The sequence below is a fragment of the Sorangium sp. So ce693 genome (assembly GCF_051521375.1).
Taxonomy (GTDB): Bacteria; Myxococcota_A; Polyangia; order Polyangiales; family Polyangiaceae; genus Sorangium; species Sorangium atrum.
Genome location: NZ_CP150347.1, coordinates 4,798,253 through 4,816,028 on the forward strand (window position 1 = coordinate 4,798,253; position 17,776 = coordinate 4,816,028).

General features: G+C 67.4%; 14 protein-coding genes. All 14 read left to right on the forward strand.

Translation table 11 applies throughout. The annotated features are described in order from the left end of the window. Nucleotides 1-118 precede the first annotated feature (118 nt). The 14 genes from WMF14_RS18110 to WMF14_RS18175 all read left to right on the forward strand — a co-directional run bounded on the left by WMF14_RS18110 (nt 119) and on the right by WMF14_RS18175 (nt 17,729). Nucleotides 119-1,405 (forward strand): hypothetical protein, encoded by a 1,287-nt coding sequence (locus WMF14_RS18110; RefSeq protein WP_437802483.1) that lies wholly within the window; start codon nt 119-121, stop codon nt 1,403-1,405. Nucleotides 1,406-1,547: 142 nt separating this feature from the next. Continuing rightward, nucleotides 1,548-1,964: a PAAR domain-containing protein gene (locus WMF14_RS18115; protein WP_437802485.1), complete on the forward strand. Its 417-nt coding sequence runs from the start codon at nt 1,548-1,550 to the stop codon at nt 1,962-1,964. 10 nt (nt 1,965-1,974) lie between these two features. Then, on the forward strand, nt 1,975-3,750 hold the full coding sequence (locus WMF14_RS18120) for a hypothetical protein (RefSeq protein ID WP_437802487.1): 1,776 nt from the start codon (nt 1,975-1,977) through the stop codon (nt 3,748-3,750). A gap of 1,506 nt (nt 3,751-5,256) precedes the next feature. Beyond that, nucleotides 5,257-5,658, forward strand: a complete 402-nt coding sequence (locus WMF14_RS18125; RefSeq protein WP_437802489.1) for a hypothetical protein — start codon at nt 5,257-5,259, stop codon at nt 5,656-5,658. Between the two features lie 37 nt (nt 5,659-5,695). Then, complete coding sequence (locus WMF14_RS18130; RefSeq protein ID WP_437802491.1) at nt 5,696-6,244, forward strand: hypothetical protein; 549 nt, start codon at nt 5,696-5,698, stop codon at nt 6,242-6,244. Next, nucleotides 6,244-6,915 (forward strand): hypothetical protein, encoded by a 672-nt coding sequence (locus WMF14_RS18135; protein ID WP_437802493.1) that lies wholly within the window; start codon nt 6,244-6,246, stop codon nt 6,913-6,915. The genes WMF14_RS18130 and WMF14_RS18135 overlap by 1 nt, the downstream gene beginning before the upstream one ends. 943 nt (nt 6,916-7,858) lie before the next feature. Further along, nucleotides 7,859-8,827 (forward strand): hypothetical protein, encoded by a 969-nt coding sequence (locus WMF14_RS18140; RefSeq protein WP_437802495.1) that lies wholly within the window; start codon nt 7,859-7,861, stop codon nt 8,825-8,827. Between the two features lie 155 nt (nt 8,828-8,982). Continuing rightward, nucleotides 8,983-9,438, forward strand: coding sequence for a hypothetical protein (locus WMF14_RS18145; protein WP_437802497.1), 456 nt, complete (start codon nt 8,983-8,985; stop codon nt 9,436-9,438). A gap of 273 nt (nt 9,439-9,711) precedes the next feature. After that, nucleotides 9,712-11,079, forward strand: a complete 1,368-nt coding sequence (locus tag WMF14_RS18150) for a hypothetical protein (RefSeq protein WP_437802499.1) — start codon at nt 9,712-9,714, stop codon at nt 11,077-11,079. A gap of 82 nt (nt 11,080-11,161) precedes the next feature. Next, complete coding sequence (locus WMF14_RS18155) at nt 11,162-11,698, forward strand: hypothetical protein (protein WP_437802501.1); 537 nt, start codon at nt 11,162-11,164, stop codon at nt 11,696-11,698. A gap of 135 nt (nt 11,699-11,833) precedes the next feature. After that, entirely contained in the window at nt 11,834-14,536 is a 2,703-nt protein-coding gene (locus tag WMF14_RS18160; protein ID WP_437802503.1) for a DUF3560 domain-containing protein, read from the forward strand. Nucleotides 14,537-14,549: 13 nt separating this feature from the next. After that, nucleotides 14,550-15,068: a hypothetical protein gene (locus tag WMF14_RS18165; protein WP_437802505.1), complete on the forward strand. Its 519-nt coding sequence runs from the start codon at nt 14,550-14,552 to the stop codon at nt 15,066-15,068. A 578-nt stretch (nt 15,069-15,646) separates the two neighbouring features. After that, the gene (locus WMF14_RS18170; RefSeq protein ID WP_437802507.1) at nt 15,647-16,012 is read left to right on the forward strand and encodes a hypothetical protein; all 366 of its coding nucleotides are present in this window, start codon (nt 15,647-15,649) and stop codon (nt 16,010-16,012) included. Nucleotides 16,013-16,973: 961 nt separating this feature from the next. Next, nucleotides 16,974-17,729 (forward strand): hypothetical protein, encoded by a 756-nt coding sequence (locus WMF14_RS18175; protein ID WP_437802509.1) that lies wholly within the window; start codon nt 16,974-16,976, stop codon nt 17,727-17,729. The last annotated feature ends 47 nt before the right edge of the window (nt 17,730-17,776 follow it).

Here is a 17,776-nt window from a genome sequence, read left to right on the forward strand (position 1 = left end):
CGTACTGTGCACTCTGATGAACTCTACGGGCGAGCCGCTCACATTCGTGGGCCCTCCTCAGCTCGACCACGGGATCCTCACCCCGGGCCAAGAACCACCGCCCACGTGCGGAGCGACAGTGGTCTGGTCGGCCGAGTCCGACGGCTTCATGACCGGGACCGAGGGCCGCGTGACCTACCGCGGCTCGAGCGGCTCGGTGACGCTGTACTGGAACAACCCCTTCGTCGGCGGCAACGACTACGGCGCCACCCCCGGCGGTGCTTACATCCTCACCAAGGTGCAAGGCCCGAAGGTGGGCAGCAACGTGAACGCCACCTACGTCGTGGACCGCAGGAAGGAGCCGGCCCCAGCGCCGGAGCCGGAGGCGGATGCCGCCGACGGGGCCGCCCCCACGCAGGCACGACCGCTGGCCGAGCGGCCGGAGGAGCCGGGAAGAAGCAGCCACGTGCCCAAGGGGACAGGGCAGGTCACCGTGATCAGCCCCAAGGACTGGCTCGTCGACATCGCCTGGCAAGCCGTCAACAGCATCGAGTGGAGCCCGCTGGTCCTCGAGATCACCGAGAACCGACACGGCAGCCAGAGCGGCGCTGCGTGCCCGGGCATGCTGCCCACCTTCCCTGGGGTCAAGGAGAAGGGGAAGTGCCAGAGACCGCACGAGGCGAGGGCAGCGGCACGAGAGGCGAAGTACACCGCAGCGCTCGAGCGGCTGAAGAAAGAGGGAATGGAAGAGAAGCTCGCCAATGCTAAGGCGCGCGAGGAATCGAACATGGTTCCGAATGACTTTCACTCCTGGTGCGGCGACTTCGTGTCATGGGTGTTCTGGAAGGCCTGGGTCTTGCGTGGCAGTCCGGAGGACAAGATCACGCGCGTGGAGCTCGGCAAATTCCTTAACCGTGAAGCCCTCAACGGTGTGTGGACGTTCGGACAGAACCTGAACATGGTGGAGGCCTATGCAAAGGGGCTCTCGCTGGAGGTATTCCACCAGAACCAGAAAGCGAAGGGCACGCCCACCGGCCTCCTCGTCTGGCATCCTCCGGGGGACGGGTATGCGCCCAAGCCGGGAGATATCTTCATGGCCGACCGTAAAGCCGGAGGTCACATATCCATTATCGCATCCTGTGAGCCCGAAGCGTTCTACGCCCCATCTGATAAGCAACGGCAGCGTCCGCATTATCGATTCATGACGCTGGACGGGAAATCCTTCGATTTTCGTGACGACGACGGCGAGGCCGGGTGGAACGAGGCCCTGGCGAACCTCAGCCCCGAAGAGCGCAAGAAGATCCAGCTTCCGCAAGGAAAGTGGCAGGGTGTTGCCCAGAACAAGCGCAGCACGGATGAAAAGAAAGATCCGCTCCGGGGTTTCATCGACACCTCCAAGCTCAGGGAGGCCCTCGGGTACCGTTGATAGGGGAATAGAGCGGAACAATGACAGCGCGCAACGTACTGTCCGTTCTGGTGAATCAGACCGGCGAGCCACTCCCACTCGTGGCTTCTCCTCAACTCGACCACGAAGTGCCGTAAGCGGCGCAGGATAGCTCGGAGAGAACATGCGGTCGCAGCCCCCCAAGCCAGGCAAACCCGCCGCGAAGCAAGGCGACAAGGTCATCGGCGTCGACACGCATCTAGTGATGGTGCCCTCGCCCGGCGGCCCTGTGCCGACGCCGACGCCGATGCCGTTCAGTGGGGACCTGTCCGGCGAGCTGAGTGCGGATGTCCTCGTCGAGGGCAAGCCGGCCGCGGTCCAGGGGAGCACCGCAGCGAATGCGCCCGCGCACCTGCCCACTGGAGGTGCCTTTCAGCGTCCTCCGTCGAACCAAGCTCGGATCCAGGCGGGCAGCAAGACGGTGCTGATCAACAACAAGCCGGCCGCGCACCTCGGCGATCCGGCACTGACCTGCAACGACCCGGCCGACGCGCCGAACGGAAGGGTGCTCGCGTCCGGCACCGTGCTGGTCGGCGATTAGGGGCCAGGGGATGGCGGTAGCCACGAAGCCCGCATCGGGAGCGCAGGAAGCCAGCGGAGGGGTCTCGCTGGCGCAGGTTGCGGCCGTAACGGCGGCGGTGACCGAGGGGTTCCCGCTCGCGGACGTGCTCGCAGTCGAGGGGCTGACGCCGCGTGCGTTCGCGCGGGCCGATCTCGCCTGGAAGCAGCGGCTGGTCGCCGAGCCGGAGCTGCTCGCGGCGTACGAGCTGGAGCTGGCGCAGGCGGAGGACTGGCTGGAGCGATCGGTCGAGCCGCTCGCGGAGGAGGCGGCCGCCTGGGCCAGCTTCCTCGCTGCCTTTGAGGCGCATCCGGCGCCGTTCGAGCTGCTGCACGGGAATGATCTGGGCATGAACGACGTCTCCCGGCTCCGCCGCCGCTGGGCGCGGCGCGTGGAGGAGGATGCGAAGCTCGGCGAGCTCCTCGTGGAGCTTCGCGCGAAACCCGGGAAGCTTGGACCGCTACGGGTCGGCTCCCGTGTGCTGAGGCCGTCGAGGATGGCCGACGCACGGGGAGCGGCGAACGCGCCCACAAACGATCCCACCGCGGCGGTGATGCCCAGCGAGCCCGGTCTGGGTCTGGCCGAGTACGCGGCGCTGTGCGCGGAGCTCGAGGCACTGCCCGAGCAGCGCGAAGGGGTGTTGCGGCGCCACGGCTTAGGGGACGAGGCGGCGCTCGCCGCGCTTCATCAGGGGTGGCGGGCGGTGCTGGGGCGCGATGTGGTGCTGGCGAAGGACTTCGAGCGGCTGGAGGCGCACCACGCGCACCGGCTGGAGATGCTCCTCGCCCGGGCGCGGGACGTCGCTGACGTCGAGGGCTCGATCGCACCGCTCGCCGTCTTGCCTGCGCCGTCCGCGCCGTTCTCCGGTGGGGCGGCGACCCCGAAGGCGCTGCAGGGCACGGGACCCCTGCTGGACGTGCCCCGAGCAGCGGTGATCCCCTTCATGCCCGCGCAAGGCGAGATCGCGATCGTGAGGGCCGAACCGAAGCCTCCGCGCGCTGCGGAGTCGCTCACCGGCACGGCGCCCCTGCCCGACATTCCACGGGGGGCGGCGCTGCCATTCCCGCGGTCCACCGTGTCGGCGGCGGTGAAGCCCCCGCCACCCGTGGTCGCGGAGACCGGGCCGCTCGTGGACGTCCCCCGCGGCCCAGCTCTGCCGTTCGCGCCCGAGGCATCGGCGGCTCCTCGGCCACCCACGCCGACAGCCCAGCCGCAGCGGCCACGGGCACCTCGGGAGGCCGCGGAGACATCACCGGTGCAGGCGCTCCCGCGAGGCCCGGCGATTCCCGTTGCCGAAACGGCTCCGGCGAGGCCTGCCGGAGCGCCGGCCTCATCGAAACGGGCTCCGCAAGCTCCGGCTCAGCTCGGAGAGACGTCCCTGAGCCTCGAGATCCCCCGTGAGCTGCTGAGGCAAACCGCGAGCGCGCAGGCTGCGGTGACCGGAGGCACCTCCCAGAGTTCCACGACGCCGCTGTCTCCCTCGCCGTCGAGCAAAGCTGGCACGAGCGGTCCAGCGCACCTCGCCGAGCCGATCGACATCGTCCTGCCGCTCGCCCGATACGCCGCGCTCTGTGCCGAGCTGGCCTTGTTCCCTGACGCGGCCGAGGAGATCTTCCGGCGATACGGGCTGGGCTCCGCCGAGAAGCGGTCAGCGATCGATACAGCCTGGAAGGAGCGGCTCCGCGAGCACCCGACGGAGTACGCTCGATGGCAGGAGATGTTCCGCCGGTGCCATGCGCACTTCGCAAAGCGGGGTACGCCCGGCTGATCTTGTCCACCTGATCGATGTGGTGCGGAGCACGGGAGTGCTCCGCCAGCTCCTCAACGTCCTTGAAGACCCCCGCCGCACGGCCGTGTTCTCGGCCCTGCCGTCGCCAGTTATCCGCCGGCGCTCGTCGGCGGGCGCGCGGACGAACGCGACGCCGGCGAAGACGCCGCACCTGACGCGCCTGCGCCGGCGGCGTCGGGGACCCGAGAGCTCTTCGCCCACGACGAGGGGGGCTCCACGTCCGACAGGCGCACGAGCTCGCGCCGGCGCTTCACCTCGTTCCCGCACACGCGGAGCATCCGATCCCGCACGAGGCTCGCACCGTGATGCCGGACCGCGGTCTCGAGCATTGCGAGATCCGGCGCCTTGAGGGCGGGCTGCGCCCGGCCGCCCTCCCATCGGCTCACCGTCACCAGTGACGCACCGCACATCAGCCCGAAGCGCTGCTGGGTGACGTCTAGCGCTCGCCGCAGTTTTCGGACGCGGTCCGACCAGTTCGTCATGTCCCTCTGACTCCGACCCCACCCCTGGAAATGCCGAAAGTTCAACCGGTCAGCCTACTGCATCACGCAGACCGTGGCCACCCCGGATCGGTCGCGCGCCGCTCTTGGCGGCGACCCAGCATCGCCCCCTCCGGCGGCCCCATGCGCCGAAGCGCCTCGACGCGGGCCGCTTCGAGTCGCGACCGGCGCGGCGCACGTGCGGCCCGGCGCTCGGCGAGCTCGCCCAGGAGCTGCCCCGCGCGCTCCCACTGCGCCGCCGCACCCGGCGCGTGCGCTATCTTTCGGATGACGTTCCAGGGCGCCTCCAGGTCGTCGGCCAGCCTACCGATCTCGGGATGAAGGCGTGCGATGGCCCGGAGGGAGCACCGGGTTTGCCTGTTCACCTGGATGCACTCTTCCAGCACCGTTCTCGGTGCGCGGACAATCCCACAGGCGAGCTCGTACCAACGCCGCGGCGAACTCATGCCGCCTGATCATGCACATGTGCGCGAAGGTGCCAAGTCGATCCGATGTGGATGTTGTGCTCTTTAAAGAGTGTATCAAACGATGATGTCTTCTTCTTGCGTTGGTAGGTCGTATTAAAGTCCGATATGTAGAGCGCCTAAGCCGCGGCAGGACCTGAGGTGCCGCATGAAAGAGTGAGGCGCCACCGGACGATCGAAAGGAACCGCTTCCGCGGCGTCCAGCGGGCGCTCCGAGATACAAAAAACACCCCTCTCCAACGGCCCGGAACGGCGCCTTCAGAGCCCCGTCGTTACTGGCTAAGTGCGCGAACCGAAAGGTCCTTGGAGCGGACCGCGAAAAACGTATCTCGCGCCGAGATACCTTTCTCTCCGAGATACACTTTCGGGCGTTCTCGCGTGCTCTCGTTCAGGGTTCCTCCCGAACCCAATCACCAATGGAGGTTTGGGGTATGGCAACAGCGACTCTCTCGCCTGCGTCGGCGCAGCTCGCGCTCGTCCAGGCATCGAATGACAACAAGCTCGCGCTGATGAGGCGCGATATGGAAGGGCTCAAGCGCCTGGCCAACGACAAGGAGGCCCAGCTTCAGCAGCTTTCCGCTTCCCTCACCGTCCAGACGACCAAGGGGCGCGTCGTCATGGGCCTGTCCACCGCGACCACCATGGGCGCGGCCATGGTCGGCGGCGCCCTCGACGGCTATCTCACCGCCAAGAGCAGCGAGAAGATCGGCCCCGCCAAGATCACTAGCCTGGCCGGCTTCGGCGCTGCCCTCGGCGGCGTCCTCGTCGACGACGTCCTGAGCGCCGAGCTGCTCAGCGCCGCCGGTCGCGGTCTGGTCGCCGGCCCGCTCTACGAGGCCGCACGGCAGTGGGGCGAGCGCAAGGCCGTCTCCACGCCCGGTACGGCCCCCACGAACAACGCCACCGCCGTTGCCAAGCGCTGAAGGGTGACGCGTGAACGGCGACGGCCAGAAACGCGGCGTGCGCGCTGTCGATGCCGCTGTGCTGACCGAGGAGCTCACGCGCCTGGCGCGCGAGATCACCCGGGGGGCGAACGACACGATCGCCCAGCTCAACGGCGGGCTCAGCGCGCAGCAGCGCATCGTGGAGGGCTATCAGAGCCTCCTTACCGATGCGAACCTCAAGATCGCCTCGCTCCAGGAGGAGATCGGTGAGCTGCGCCGCGCGAGCGTCGAGACGAAGCGCCTGGAGCTCGAGTTCGAGCTCCGTCGCGCCGAACTCGCGCTCAAGGAGCAGCGCGTTCACGCGCTGCTCAACACGCTGCGCGACGTCGGCGGGGCCGTCGCCGTTCACTACATCGGACAGAAGCGGGGAGGCGCCCTCCCGCAGCCGAACTCCGAGCCGTCGCGGTCTGTCGAGGCCGTGATCGCCGACATCTGGCCTCGGCTCACCCCGGAAACGGTCGAGAAGCTCAAGGCCGAGGCAGGCACCGATCTCGTGTTTGAGCTCCTGACGAAAGTCACGGAGCACATCCAGGTCAACAACGTTCCAGACGAAGAGAGGAAGTAATGCACGACATTTTGAATGAACTCGGCGAGGGGTCGAGGGCCAAGGTCGCCAAGCAGAAGCTGAAGCGCATCGTGCCCAAAGCGCTGAAGCGTCGCACGATCCAAGTGGGCAAGCGGACCACCGCCGCTCAGTCCTCCACCGTCGTCGATCGCGGCGTCGGTGCATACATGGGCGCGATGGCCAACATGGCCGCGATGGAAAACTCCCGGCCAAACAGGGCCTACTCGCTGATCGGCGCCGATCCGGCCACGCCGATCAACGCAGGAGCGACCGACTCTTTCCGGATCACGCTGCCCAACGACGCCTTCCTCGTCTACTGGGTCGCTTGCACTGAGGATGCCGCGAACTTCGTCGTCACCTCGCTGAAAGTGGCCGGGTACGACGTCATCGGCGGCAGTCCGATCAATCTGGCGTCGTTCCTGACGACCACCCACCGGCTTGATCGGCCCGGCCCGCTCACCGGTCGCGTGTTCGACGGCGGCACCACGATCGAGTGCACCGTGCGCAATATCTCCGACCAGCCGCAGCGGTTCCGTGGACTGACAGCCTGGATGATCAGTACCGACTGCGGCAGCACCAAGAAGGGCAAACCGGCGCCCGCCATTCTCTCGTTCCGCTCGCTCTCGAGCGGGTTCCGAAACATCTTTGCCCGTAAGGGCGTCGTGCGCTGAGAGGAGCGCTCATGTCATGCTGAACCCCGCGATCCCGCTCACGCCACAAGACTCTCTCTACGTCATGCGGCGGATGGTCGTCTCGTCCACCATCACCGCAGCGCCGCCTGCAGATCTGCGGTATGAGCGGGACTCGCGGCGTCGCAACCGCCGGTTCCGCCGCGACGACCAGTGGCAGCGACCCGAGCAGACCGACGCGCTTCGGCGCGGCGACTGTGAGGACCTCGCGATCCGCTGGGCCGTCTGGCTCGGCAGAAAGCGGCCGATCTACCTGTGTATCTCCAGGACGGGTCGGCGGAACTGGCACTATTTCCTGCGCGAGTCGGACGGCACCATCAATGACCCGTCCGTACGCGCGGGAATGGAGCCCATGAATCCACATAAATACAACGCGGAGGCCTATTCAGTGCTCATCACACCCGATATGTTTGACCGCCCGGAGCTCGGCTCTGGTGGGATTTCCAACGCACAGGCTGCACAAGGATTTGGCACGGCGGCTCAGGTATCGGGCGCAGCCGCCGGCGCGCTCGTCGCTGTCTACCCGCCCGCTGGCGCGATCGCCGGCGCGCTCTCCGTAGGCCTCGGTGCCATCGGAGGGCTGTTCGGCAGCGCCGCCGAGGCCGACGCCAGGAAAGCTCAGGCCCGGCGCGCCCCGCCGCCTGGCCCGGAGCAGGACCGACGCGCCGCGAAGGTCCAGCGCGCCCCGGTGCAGCCGGCGGCGCAGGCCAAAGCCCCCGCTCGCCCGGCGGCCCGCCGCAGGGCCACGGCGCGAATCCTCGCGGCCAAGGCGAGCCGGCTCCGGAAGGTGCTCGCCAAACGGGATCCGCAGCTCGCACAGCAGACGGACGACGCAGCGATCTCGAAGGCGCAGGCCGCGCTCGCCTTGGTCGCGGCGATGCAAGCCGGCTCGCCCAAGGCCCAGCAGGCGGTTGCCTCGGCTCTCATGCAGCCGCTCGAGGACAAGAACGGCGCGCCCAATGAAACGCTGGTGGCGATCCGCCTCGCGCTCGCCCAGGTGGCCCTCTCTCCGGGTCTGCCGATTCATCCGGCCGTTGCACGCGCAGCCATCGAGCAGCCGCACGCCAGCGAGGACGAGCTCGTCAGCGCTTCGGAGGAGGCCGACGAGGAGCCCGAGGAGCTGGGCAGCGGCGGCGCCTGCTGCGCGGTGTGCGCCAGCGGCAAGGCCAGGCGCGCGAGCCAAGCGCACGGCACCGGAGACGAGGATGCCGACGGCGACGACGAGGACGAGGACGACGAGGGCGCTGACGGCGACGAGGACGGCGACGGCGACGAGGACGAGGACGGCGACGGCGACGGCGACGGCGACGAGGACGAGGACGCCGACGGCGACGGCGACGAGGACGCCGACGGCGACGAGGACGAGGACGGCGACGGCGACGAGGACGAGGACGCCGACGGCGACGGCGACGGCGACGAGGACGACGAGGACGAGGGCGACGAGGACGCCGACGGCGACGAGGACGAGGACGCCGACGAGGACGAGGACGAGGACGGCGACGACGAGGACGCTGACGGCGACGAGGACGACGGCGACGAGGACGAGGACGCTGACGGCGACGAGGACGAGGACGAGGACGAGGACGACGAGGACGCTGACGGCGGCGAGGACGGCGACGACGAGGACGCTGACGGCGACGAGAACGAGGACGACGAGGACGCTGACGGCGACGAGGACGAGGACGACGAGGACGCCGACGGCGACGAGGACGAGGACGAGGACGACGAGGACGCTGACGGTGATGAGGACGCCGACGGCGACGACGAGGACGCCGGTGACGAGGACGAGGACGAGGACGAGGGAGCGGGCGGTTGCGCCTCTGGCGCGTGCGAGCTCGACGAGGACGACGAGGACGCCGACGGCGACGACGAAGACCTCGAGGACGAGGAATAGGTGCGTTCTCCGTGTGGCGCATCCGAGGTCAGGGCGATGCCCAGATCAAGCTGCTGGACGTGTGCAGGCCAGTGCAGATCCACTGCTCGATCCGCGGTGCGGCTCGGCCGCACCCTCGCACGGGGAGGCATCTTCACGCGCTGTACGTGACCGACGTGGGCAAGATCAGGCCGGCCGTCGTCGGCCTTGGCGGGGAGGAACAGGACTCGTCCATGCAGGTGGAGTTCGACCTCAACGGTCAGATCCATCTCAACTTGCCGGGCTCTCTCTACCTCACCGGTGGCTCACCGGAGGAGACCTACGAGCTCTCGACCTCCCTCAGTGAGTGCGGATCTGCCGTCCCCTCGTGGCACCCGCTCACTACGCGCGTCACCGGCGCGCGGTTCGTCGTGCCTGCATATCACAGCCGCGTCCGCAGCGCGGACCCGGGTGTGCGGTTCAGGGTAGGTGGCAACGCCGGCAGGCTTGACCATACGCCCATTCACGTCACGGGCGACGCAGTGATGGACCTGAACGATGGTCCTGAGCCCGTGCTCAACCTTACTCACGGCGGCGGGATCTCCGGTCTCGCGCCGACAAGCATCACTCTGATCTCCGAGTGGTGGGGATGAAGTTCCATGTTGGGTGCTCTCCTAGCGTTACTACCTGCTGCGGCCAATCTCGGCCGCGATATCGTCCGATCCTGGCGCAAGTCAGGCCGTAGCAGCTCCTCACTCGAGCTGGCGCGGTACGCTCCCGGCATCGAGCCGATCGCACCGCTTCCTGCCTCATGGCTCCGCTGGCATGGGGCACGGCCCGAACCAAGGGGCGCGCCGACGAACACGATTCTGCTCGCTCGTGGGCTGGAGAAGATGACCCCACGGTTCCGCGGGATGCTCTTGGACATGTGCGAAGAGCTCGGGATCCCCATCGACTCGTTGGCCGCCATCATCAGCAACGAGTCGATCGGATTCGATCCGGCTGCCTTGAACCCGCTTCCGGCAGCCGGCCTCATTCAGCTTACCACCGGGGCAAAGCTGGATGGGTTCACCACCAAAGAGGCGATCCTCTCTGTGGCTCGCATGTCGGCGGAGGAACAGATCGAGCGCGTGATCAAGCCCTATTATGCGCGGATGAAGGCCGCCCGCGGCGCGAATCCGGGCCACTTGTACATGCTTAATTTCCTCCCAGCGGATGCCAACAACCCCGAGGATTTCAAGCTGGGCATCGAGGACAAGGAGGCGACGGTCGCCAAGACGAAGCCGAAGGACTGGCGCGGCAAGGTGTACGCGGTCAACCGGGGCTTCGATCGGGAGAAGAAAGGGTATTTCACCATCGGCGACGTGTACGCGGTCGCCGCGGTGATCTGCCGCGGGGCCAGGGGCCGCCGGATTACGGTCGACGGGCAGATCCTCGAGGCTGCGCTGGGGGAGGGGGGCATCGCCCGTGCGACCGGCCCAGCCCTTCCGGCTGCTCCAGAGCCCGCGGCTGTCGCAGCTGCGGAGCCTTCGCCAGGCGCGGCGGCGTCGCCTGGAGCCGCCGCAGCTGCCCCTACAACCCCAACGGTCGCGAACGGCAGCCCGGCTACCAGCCGGGCGAATGGCGGGGGACCGTGGGTCTTCACGCCCGAGCAGCCAGCGGCCGGTCTGCTCGAGCGGGCCCTGGCCGAGGGGCGGGTGCTTCCGCCCGTGTGGGTCCCGGTCGACGTCGGCGAGCTCGTGATCGAGGTGACTGCGGATGCGCTCCGTGCGCCGGTGACGCTCCGGCTCGGGAGGGAGGAGCGGCACTGTCCCGCTGTGCGTCTGCCCGTGAGCTACCAGGAGCAGATGAGGATCGCGCGTACCCTGGGCGCGATCTCGCCCACGGTCGAGTTCTGGGAGGGCGCGTGGAAGGCCGCGCCGATCAAGGTGCAGCCCAAGGCTCTCCCGCCGGATCGGCTGATGTCGAGCGTCGGTCGAGCGGTCGACCATTCCGCCAACATCGACGCGTACGAGCCGCGCGACGGTGTCCTGATTCGCGATGTGGGCAAAGGGTGGATCCTGCACCCGCGCCTCGCGGAGCGTGGCGCCGTCAACTACGGCTGGATCCAACCAGGCAACGCCAAGCCGATCCAGTCGGTCGGCGGGCGCCACGACGCTGCGCACTACGACTACTCCCAAACGTGCGTTCTCGTGCGGCGCGTCGCTCGCGATCGACAGGGGAACGCGGTGGATCTGCTCGATTATCTGCAAAGCAAAGGCATGGATAGGAGGTGGCTTGATGTCTACAAATGAGAAGCGAGTCACGCGCAAGCGACAGCCGACAGAGAGGACCCGAGCGCCCCGGACACGACGGGGCCGTCCCCCCGTGGCGCGCGTGCCCGAGCAGAGCGACGGCATCGAGGAGTGGGTCTTCGGACCGAGCGACGAGTCCAAGGCAAGAGTCGCGGAGATCCGCGAACGCTGGGGTAGGCTCCAGGCGTGGGGCGTTCGTGAGAAGCTCCCGAACACCCGCGGCCAGCAACGCGCCGTGCAGGAGTTCCTCTCCTCGTGGGACCGCTCTCCGGACGTGACCGCCATCGGCGCGGCATCGGCGGACGTCATGGCCATGGAGCTCTACGCCGAGGACTACGACAAAGCGCGCGGCGGCACCTTCCGATCCTTGCCGATTGGAACGCCGTTCGACATCGAGGGGTCAAGCCGCTTCATGCAGACGGCCGCCGTTGCAGACAAGGCTGCTCGGGAGGTGAGCGCAGTCGTGAAAGAGGCCGGGCACGACCTCAAGGAAGCGGCACAACCGCTGCTCCAGGAGGTCGGTGCCCAACTGCCCACGCTCATGGGGCTGGGCATCGCGCTGGCCCTCTTCAGTGTGGCGATCGCCGTCAAGACGGCGCCAAGGGTGACCTATGGCTGACAGAGCAACGGCAAGGACGCCTTCATCATCTCCGGGCTGATCATCGGCTCCGACCTTCTTCTGGGCGTCGCCGTGAGGGCGTCGTCCGGTTCGGATGCGGGTTCACAGAAACGGGAGTAACCAGCCATGCCTCGAATGGGATCACACAGGTTCTCGCGCAAGGAGCTGCGGCAGCAGATCTCCCGCGAGGACCGCAACACGATCAAGGACCTCCGGGCCCAGATCCGCCAGCTCAGAGCCGGCGCGAATGAGGAGATCAAGAAGGCACGAGAGGCCTGCCTGCTGTCCAAGCGGCCGCAGCTCGACGACCAAGACGCGCGCTTCAACGAAACCGTCAAGAGCCTTCGTGCCGACCGCCGAGCCGTCAAGAAGCAGATCAAGAGCCCGTGCAACGCGCCCGCTCTCCGCGGGATCCTGGCTGGGCCGCATGATCCGGCGAGCATTCCGGAGTACCTCAGGGGAGCCGTGGAGCCGTTCCGCGCGCACCACGACAAGAGCGTCGATCTGAAGGACCGGCTCAGAGTGCAGCGCGCGGAGAAGGTCGCTGACACGAAGCAGCGGCCCAGGCGCACCGCGGGGGAGCGTCTTTCCGAGGCGAACGACCTCGCGCTGCAGAATATCCCGGAGCACCTCCACGGCTTGTGGAACCAGATCAAGGGGTCGCTCAGGGCGAACCGGCATCGGGCCCGCTGGGAAGCGTTCCTGGACTGGGTCGACGCAAATCCGAGCGAGGTCGCGACATTCCACGCGCAGCGTCAGGCATCCACACAGGCACAGCTCGACCGCGAGCTCGCCGAAGAGCAGGCGCGCCGCGCGGAAACGGAGCGCGCCCAGCGCGAGCTCGAAGCGGAGATCGAGCAGGACGAGCGCCGGCCTCCGCCGGTGCCCAAGGGGCGCGGCTGGAAGCTCTCGATGGTGAAGGGCAAGAAGGTCGAAAGTGTTCACGTCCTCCGGCATCCCTCCCTGGAAGAGCGCGCGGAGCGTGCTGCCCTGGAGGATCGCCTTTGGTTGGCGTGGCGCGTGGGCGAGTTGGAGATCCTGCAGGAGCAGCTCGCTGGTCCTGGCTCCAGCGTCATCCACGTGTCGCAGGCCGGCGGTCCGGTCGAGACCTTCGAGATGGGTGGGCGCACCACGCGCCAGGCCGTCGAGGGGTGGCTGAAGGCGAAGGAGGCGGCGGCAAAGGCTGCGCAGCCCAAGCCGTCGAAGCAGCCGAAGTCTCCGAAGCAGCCCCGCAAGGGCAGGGGTGCACGCGGCCGCACATCCACGCCGCCGCCGGTGCGCATCCTCCAGCTTCCGCCGCCGCTCCGTGTCCTGGCGCTGCCCGCGCACATGCCGGAGGAACCGGCCCGCCCTTTAGCGGACGCGCGCGCGGACGAGGAAAGCGCTCTGCGCGCGCTCGATGAGGTCAACGAGGACGTCGAAGTTGCAGGAACCCATATCGAGGAGGTGGATGGTTGGATCCTGCTTCGATTCCGCGAGAAGCCCTGCGTGGCCATCAGGGAGCGCCTCAAAACTGCCGGCTTCCGCTGGTGGGAGGCGACCATCAGCAACCAGCACGGCGCGTGGAGAGCGCCCGCGAGCGACCGCGCCCGACAAGTGGCCATCGCCGAGGCCCGCGCGTTCGCTGAGACCTCACCCGCGGCGTCGGCGCACGAGGAGAAGCGCCGCGAGCGGATCGAGCGGATGAAGGGCAGGGCCGCCCGGGAGAGGCGGCGCGCCGAGTCAACCTACCAGCGCGCGCGACAGCTCGGGGAGGTGATCCCGCTGGGGCAGCCGATCCTGGTCGGCCACCACAGCGAGGGTCGCGACAGGCGGTACCGGGACAAGATCCGAAGGACCTACGACGAAGCATTCAAGGGGATGAACCGGGCCGAGGAGCTCGAGCGCCGAGCAGCCGCCGCCGAGCGCAACACGGCGATCTCCAGCGACGACCCGGACGCGATCGTCAAGCTGAAGGCGAAGCGCGAGGCGCTCGAGGAAGTCCGCGCGCTGCTCCCGCAGGCGCAGAAGGTCCTGAAGACGTCCAAGGACCGGAACGCAGCGCGCGCGGCGCTTGCTGCGCTCGGGTTCGCCCCCGTCTACATCACGCGCCTCACGCCGGACCCGCCGCTCGACAGGTGGGCGGTCTCGACCGTGCGGCAGAACACGACCGGCGAGCTCACGCGGCTCAGGCGCCGGATCGAAGAGCTCGAGCAGCGCGCGGCCGCTCCGAGGCCGGCCGCCGCGCAATTCGGCGACGCGCGGATCTACGAGGAGGACAACCGCGTGCGGATCCGTTTCGAGGACGGGAAGCCGCCCAAGGCGCTCCGCGAGCGGCTCGGCGGGCACGGGTTCCGCTGGGCGCCCAGCATCCAGGTGTGGCAGCGCAAGGCGTCGACGGCCGCATGGTACTGGGCGCGTCAGATCCTCAAGGACCACGCCGGCAAGGCGTCATGCGCGGCAGGAAGCGGGGACGCTGAGGCGTGCTGCGCGGAATGCGGGGACCCTCCACCCGTGGCGACGAACGAGGGCACGGCGCTGCTCGAGGACTCGCGACGTCACGGAGACGGCGGAGAGCTCAAGCTTGAGCCCACGTCGCCGGCACCGAAGGGGACCGCCGTCCAGGCCTCGCGGCCGTCGACGGCGCAGGAGCGCACGTCCAGCCTCTTCGGCGCGGGTGGTCCCGTGCCGCCTGCTCCTGCTCCGGATCGGCAGGAGGCGCTGGATCCCACAACGACCCCGGACTGGCGGCTGACGAGCTGGGAGCGTACCGGAAGCCTTTTTGGACCGGCCGGCCCGGTGCCTCCTCCTCCAGGCGAACGAAACGTGCCGTCGCAAACGCGGCTGCGATTCATGTGAGGACGGGAGGAACATGTACAAGGATGACGAGCAGACACGATCGAAGGACGACGAGAGCATGTGCGATCTCTCGATTATCGCGCGTGCGCTGCTGGACGCGACTCCGGGGAGTACACGGCTGGAGCAGCTTCACAACCTGCAGCGCGTGCTGGGCGCTTCGCTGCACGCTGCCGCGGGACACCCCGACGTGTTCCGGTACTACCGTGAAGTCCTGCCCGAGGGCGTTGTGCGATCCCTGCTTGCGCTCGCGCAGTCGGCTCCTGCGATTGAAGCCAAGGCGAGGAACGCGGCAGCCAGGCGGGCGAGTGATGTAGTCGATCGCGAGGCCCCGACGTTCAGGAAGCCCACCATGTCGGCCGGATCGCGCAGGTCGTCCTACCCGCCGCGTGCACACTGCGTCGCCTACAGCGGCGAGACGTTTTGCATCACGAGCACCGACGACGGCACGCGGCTCTCCTGCGTGCAGTGCGGCGGCATGTACCCGATCGGCGAGTTGACCCGGGTCGTGACCGTTCCTGACCGCACTTCCTGAGCAGCGCGAGCCCGCCTCTGTGAAGGGCGCCTCGCCCGCGCCTTTCACGTCCCTTACATCCAGCGCCGCGCGGCGGCAACGCTTGCGTCCAACCTGGTCGCTGGTTCGTGGTCGTGGTGTCGAGGTCGTGATAGCTCTGGAGAGCAGACGCCAACCCAGCGATGAGTACAACCTGAAGGTTCAGCTTGCGAAGCAAGGGCAAACGCTCGTCCGCGTGGATACGCCTCGCGACTGTTCGCGACCATGGTCACAACTGGATCGTCCAGAAGATCATGAAGCAGGCGACCCGCTACGGGAGCTCCGAGACGTCAACTGCATGGCTCCGCTTGGTGTACGCGAAACTCTTGTGGGTGGATCGCGCACAGTATGAGCTCGTCGAACGAACCCTGGTGGCATCGCCGTCTCCCTTCCCTGCGTTGAGGTCGTCTACAGCGCCCCCGGGCGCATGTCGCCCGCCGCCTGTTCACGGCGCCCCAGCCCCCAGCCTGTCGCCGATCCCGGTGCATTGGGGCGATGACGACCGTGGCGTTGCCGCTGGTAGCCGTCGCAGTGTAACTTTCGGTCGGACGGAGGTTAGGATGTCTCAGAACGACCTGTTGTTCGCATTCATCGAGCACAGCCAGCACGGCCAGGATCACATCGCCTTCTCGAAGCGTGGCGCCAGTTCCCGCGGCTATGTCAACGTATTCGGGCCTTCGCACGATCCGCGGGATCCGAAGACGGCGCGGATCGTGATCGATCACGACGGGTCCGTCGCGTTCAAGGACGCGAGCGTCGCTCAGGCACTCGGAGCTCAGCCGCGCCCGGAGGGGGTCATGGCACCGAGCACTGGTGCGGCACGTTGGGAGTTATCGGCGACAACTATCGCGGCCACGTACGGTGGCAATGCTCATAAACTCGTGGGCGCTATTGTCGCCGCGATGCGCGCGAATGCGACCTGGTGAACGCGGCTGCTCTACGGCCAGCGTCTCCGAAAACTCGCGTGTGGGGGCATGTCGGACTTGCAGTTGGCGAGCGCCACGCTGGCCGCCCAGCCGAAGCCATCTCTCCGTGAGGCCGCCTGGGCCCAGCTGTCAAGCGATCTGCGGGCGAGCGACGGCGTGCGTACGCTCCTTGAGCGGAACGCCGCGCCGATTTCCCAGAACGATCTGGCGATGTGCCTGACTCCTCGCGAGCTGGATCAGGCCATTTTCCAATAAGCCCCGAGTGGTAAGAAGCGGCTCGCCGCGACCGGCTGAAATACGTGGGAGTCATTGCTAACACTCCGGACGCTGCTTGACCTCGCGGGGGAGGAGATCCTCGCCCGCGTGACCCAGCGCTGCGAGCCGCGATCGAGCGCGTGAGGCAGAAAGCAGAGCTGACGGCGCAGGTGGTGGCGATCTCACTGGATTTTTCGCCGCACCCAGCCTCACCATGTGAGGGCGCTACACACATCTTTGGGTCTTGACCTCGATCCGTCAAAAAAGGATGCTCGGATCGGTGGACTGGATAGATCGCGAGAGGAACACGGCGACCCTCGTTCGTGCGTGCTGGGAGCTCGCAGCCCCACGGCCGTCTCCGGAACAGCTTCATGCGCTCTGCCGGCTATGTTGGATTACTAAGGGATTCGATGGTGGCGTAACGGCGGACAATACACGTACAGTCGTTGCTCCCGCGCTCTCTGCGATCCTTCGCGTTGACCTCGTTTCTGCGAGTCGAGGTGCACTCGTAGAGGAGCTTCGTGGCCTCCGGGTATCCCGTGATGTTGCCAAACCAGTCTCGTTCGAGATCGGGTTCGTTAACTTCTATGCGGCTTTTCGCAATACGAGTCTCGACTGGGTTCGTGCGCATCGGCGTGAGGTCGCGAGCGTCTTCAGAAGGGCGCGCAGCGCGTCGTCGGATCCAGCAGCTCGCAAGGTTTATGAGATGATCGAGCGGCTTCCGCCGATTCCGCGTCCGGGGGGCCGAAATCTGCCCGCGTTCAACCTGCTGACGCCCGTCGTCGCGTGCCTCGATGTTCGTGAGCGCTCGCCGGTTATCAACGCGAGAGAGACGGTCAGACGACGCCTGGGCAGGCTTGGACTGGCGCACTCCACGCTCGTCGAGCAGTTCGATGGTCTTGTCAACCTTCTGAACCAGGCTGGCATGGACGGCGCGTTTGCGCTCGACACGGCGAATGATGATGAACTCGGCGAGGCGCTCGATGCGCCTCCCGCGAGCTCAGTCCCCGAGCGACAGAGAAAACACGGGAGCACGCCGCTGCTCCCTCGCGACGACCACGACGTGAAGGTAATTCGTCTCGCTCTATCGGCTACGCATCAGCGCCTCCACAACACGATGACGAACGCGCTCCTCGCCATCTGTAGGGGGCGTGGGTTAGTCGTGGAGCAGGGTAACAACCCAGAGTGCATGTTCGACGCGCTTATCCGTCGCTACCGGGGGACGGAGCGTGATCTCCTTGTGGAGGCCAAGACGCATGACGCTGCACCATTTTGCCGCATGGCGGTGGGGCAGCTCCTCGACTATCGGCGTAGGCTCCGTCGTCGCGCCGGCGTCGACCTCGCGGTGCTTTTCCCCTCAGATCCAACAGAGTCCGCGCGTGCGTTCCTCGCGGATATAGGCGTAAAGGTGATCTGGCTCTCTACGGACAGGAAGAAGATCGAGGGAGACGTGACGCTGTAGTGACCTGCACCGATGTGTGACAATCTTGCGATGCTCCTGCTCACCGG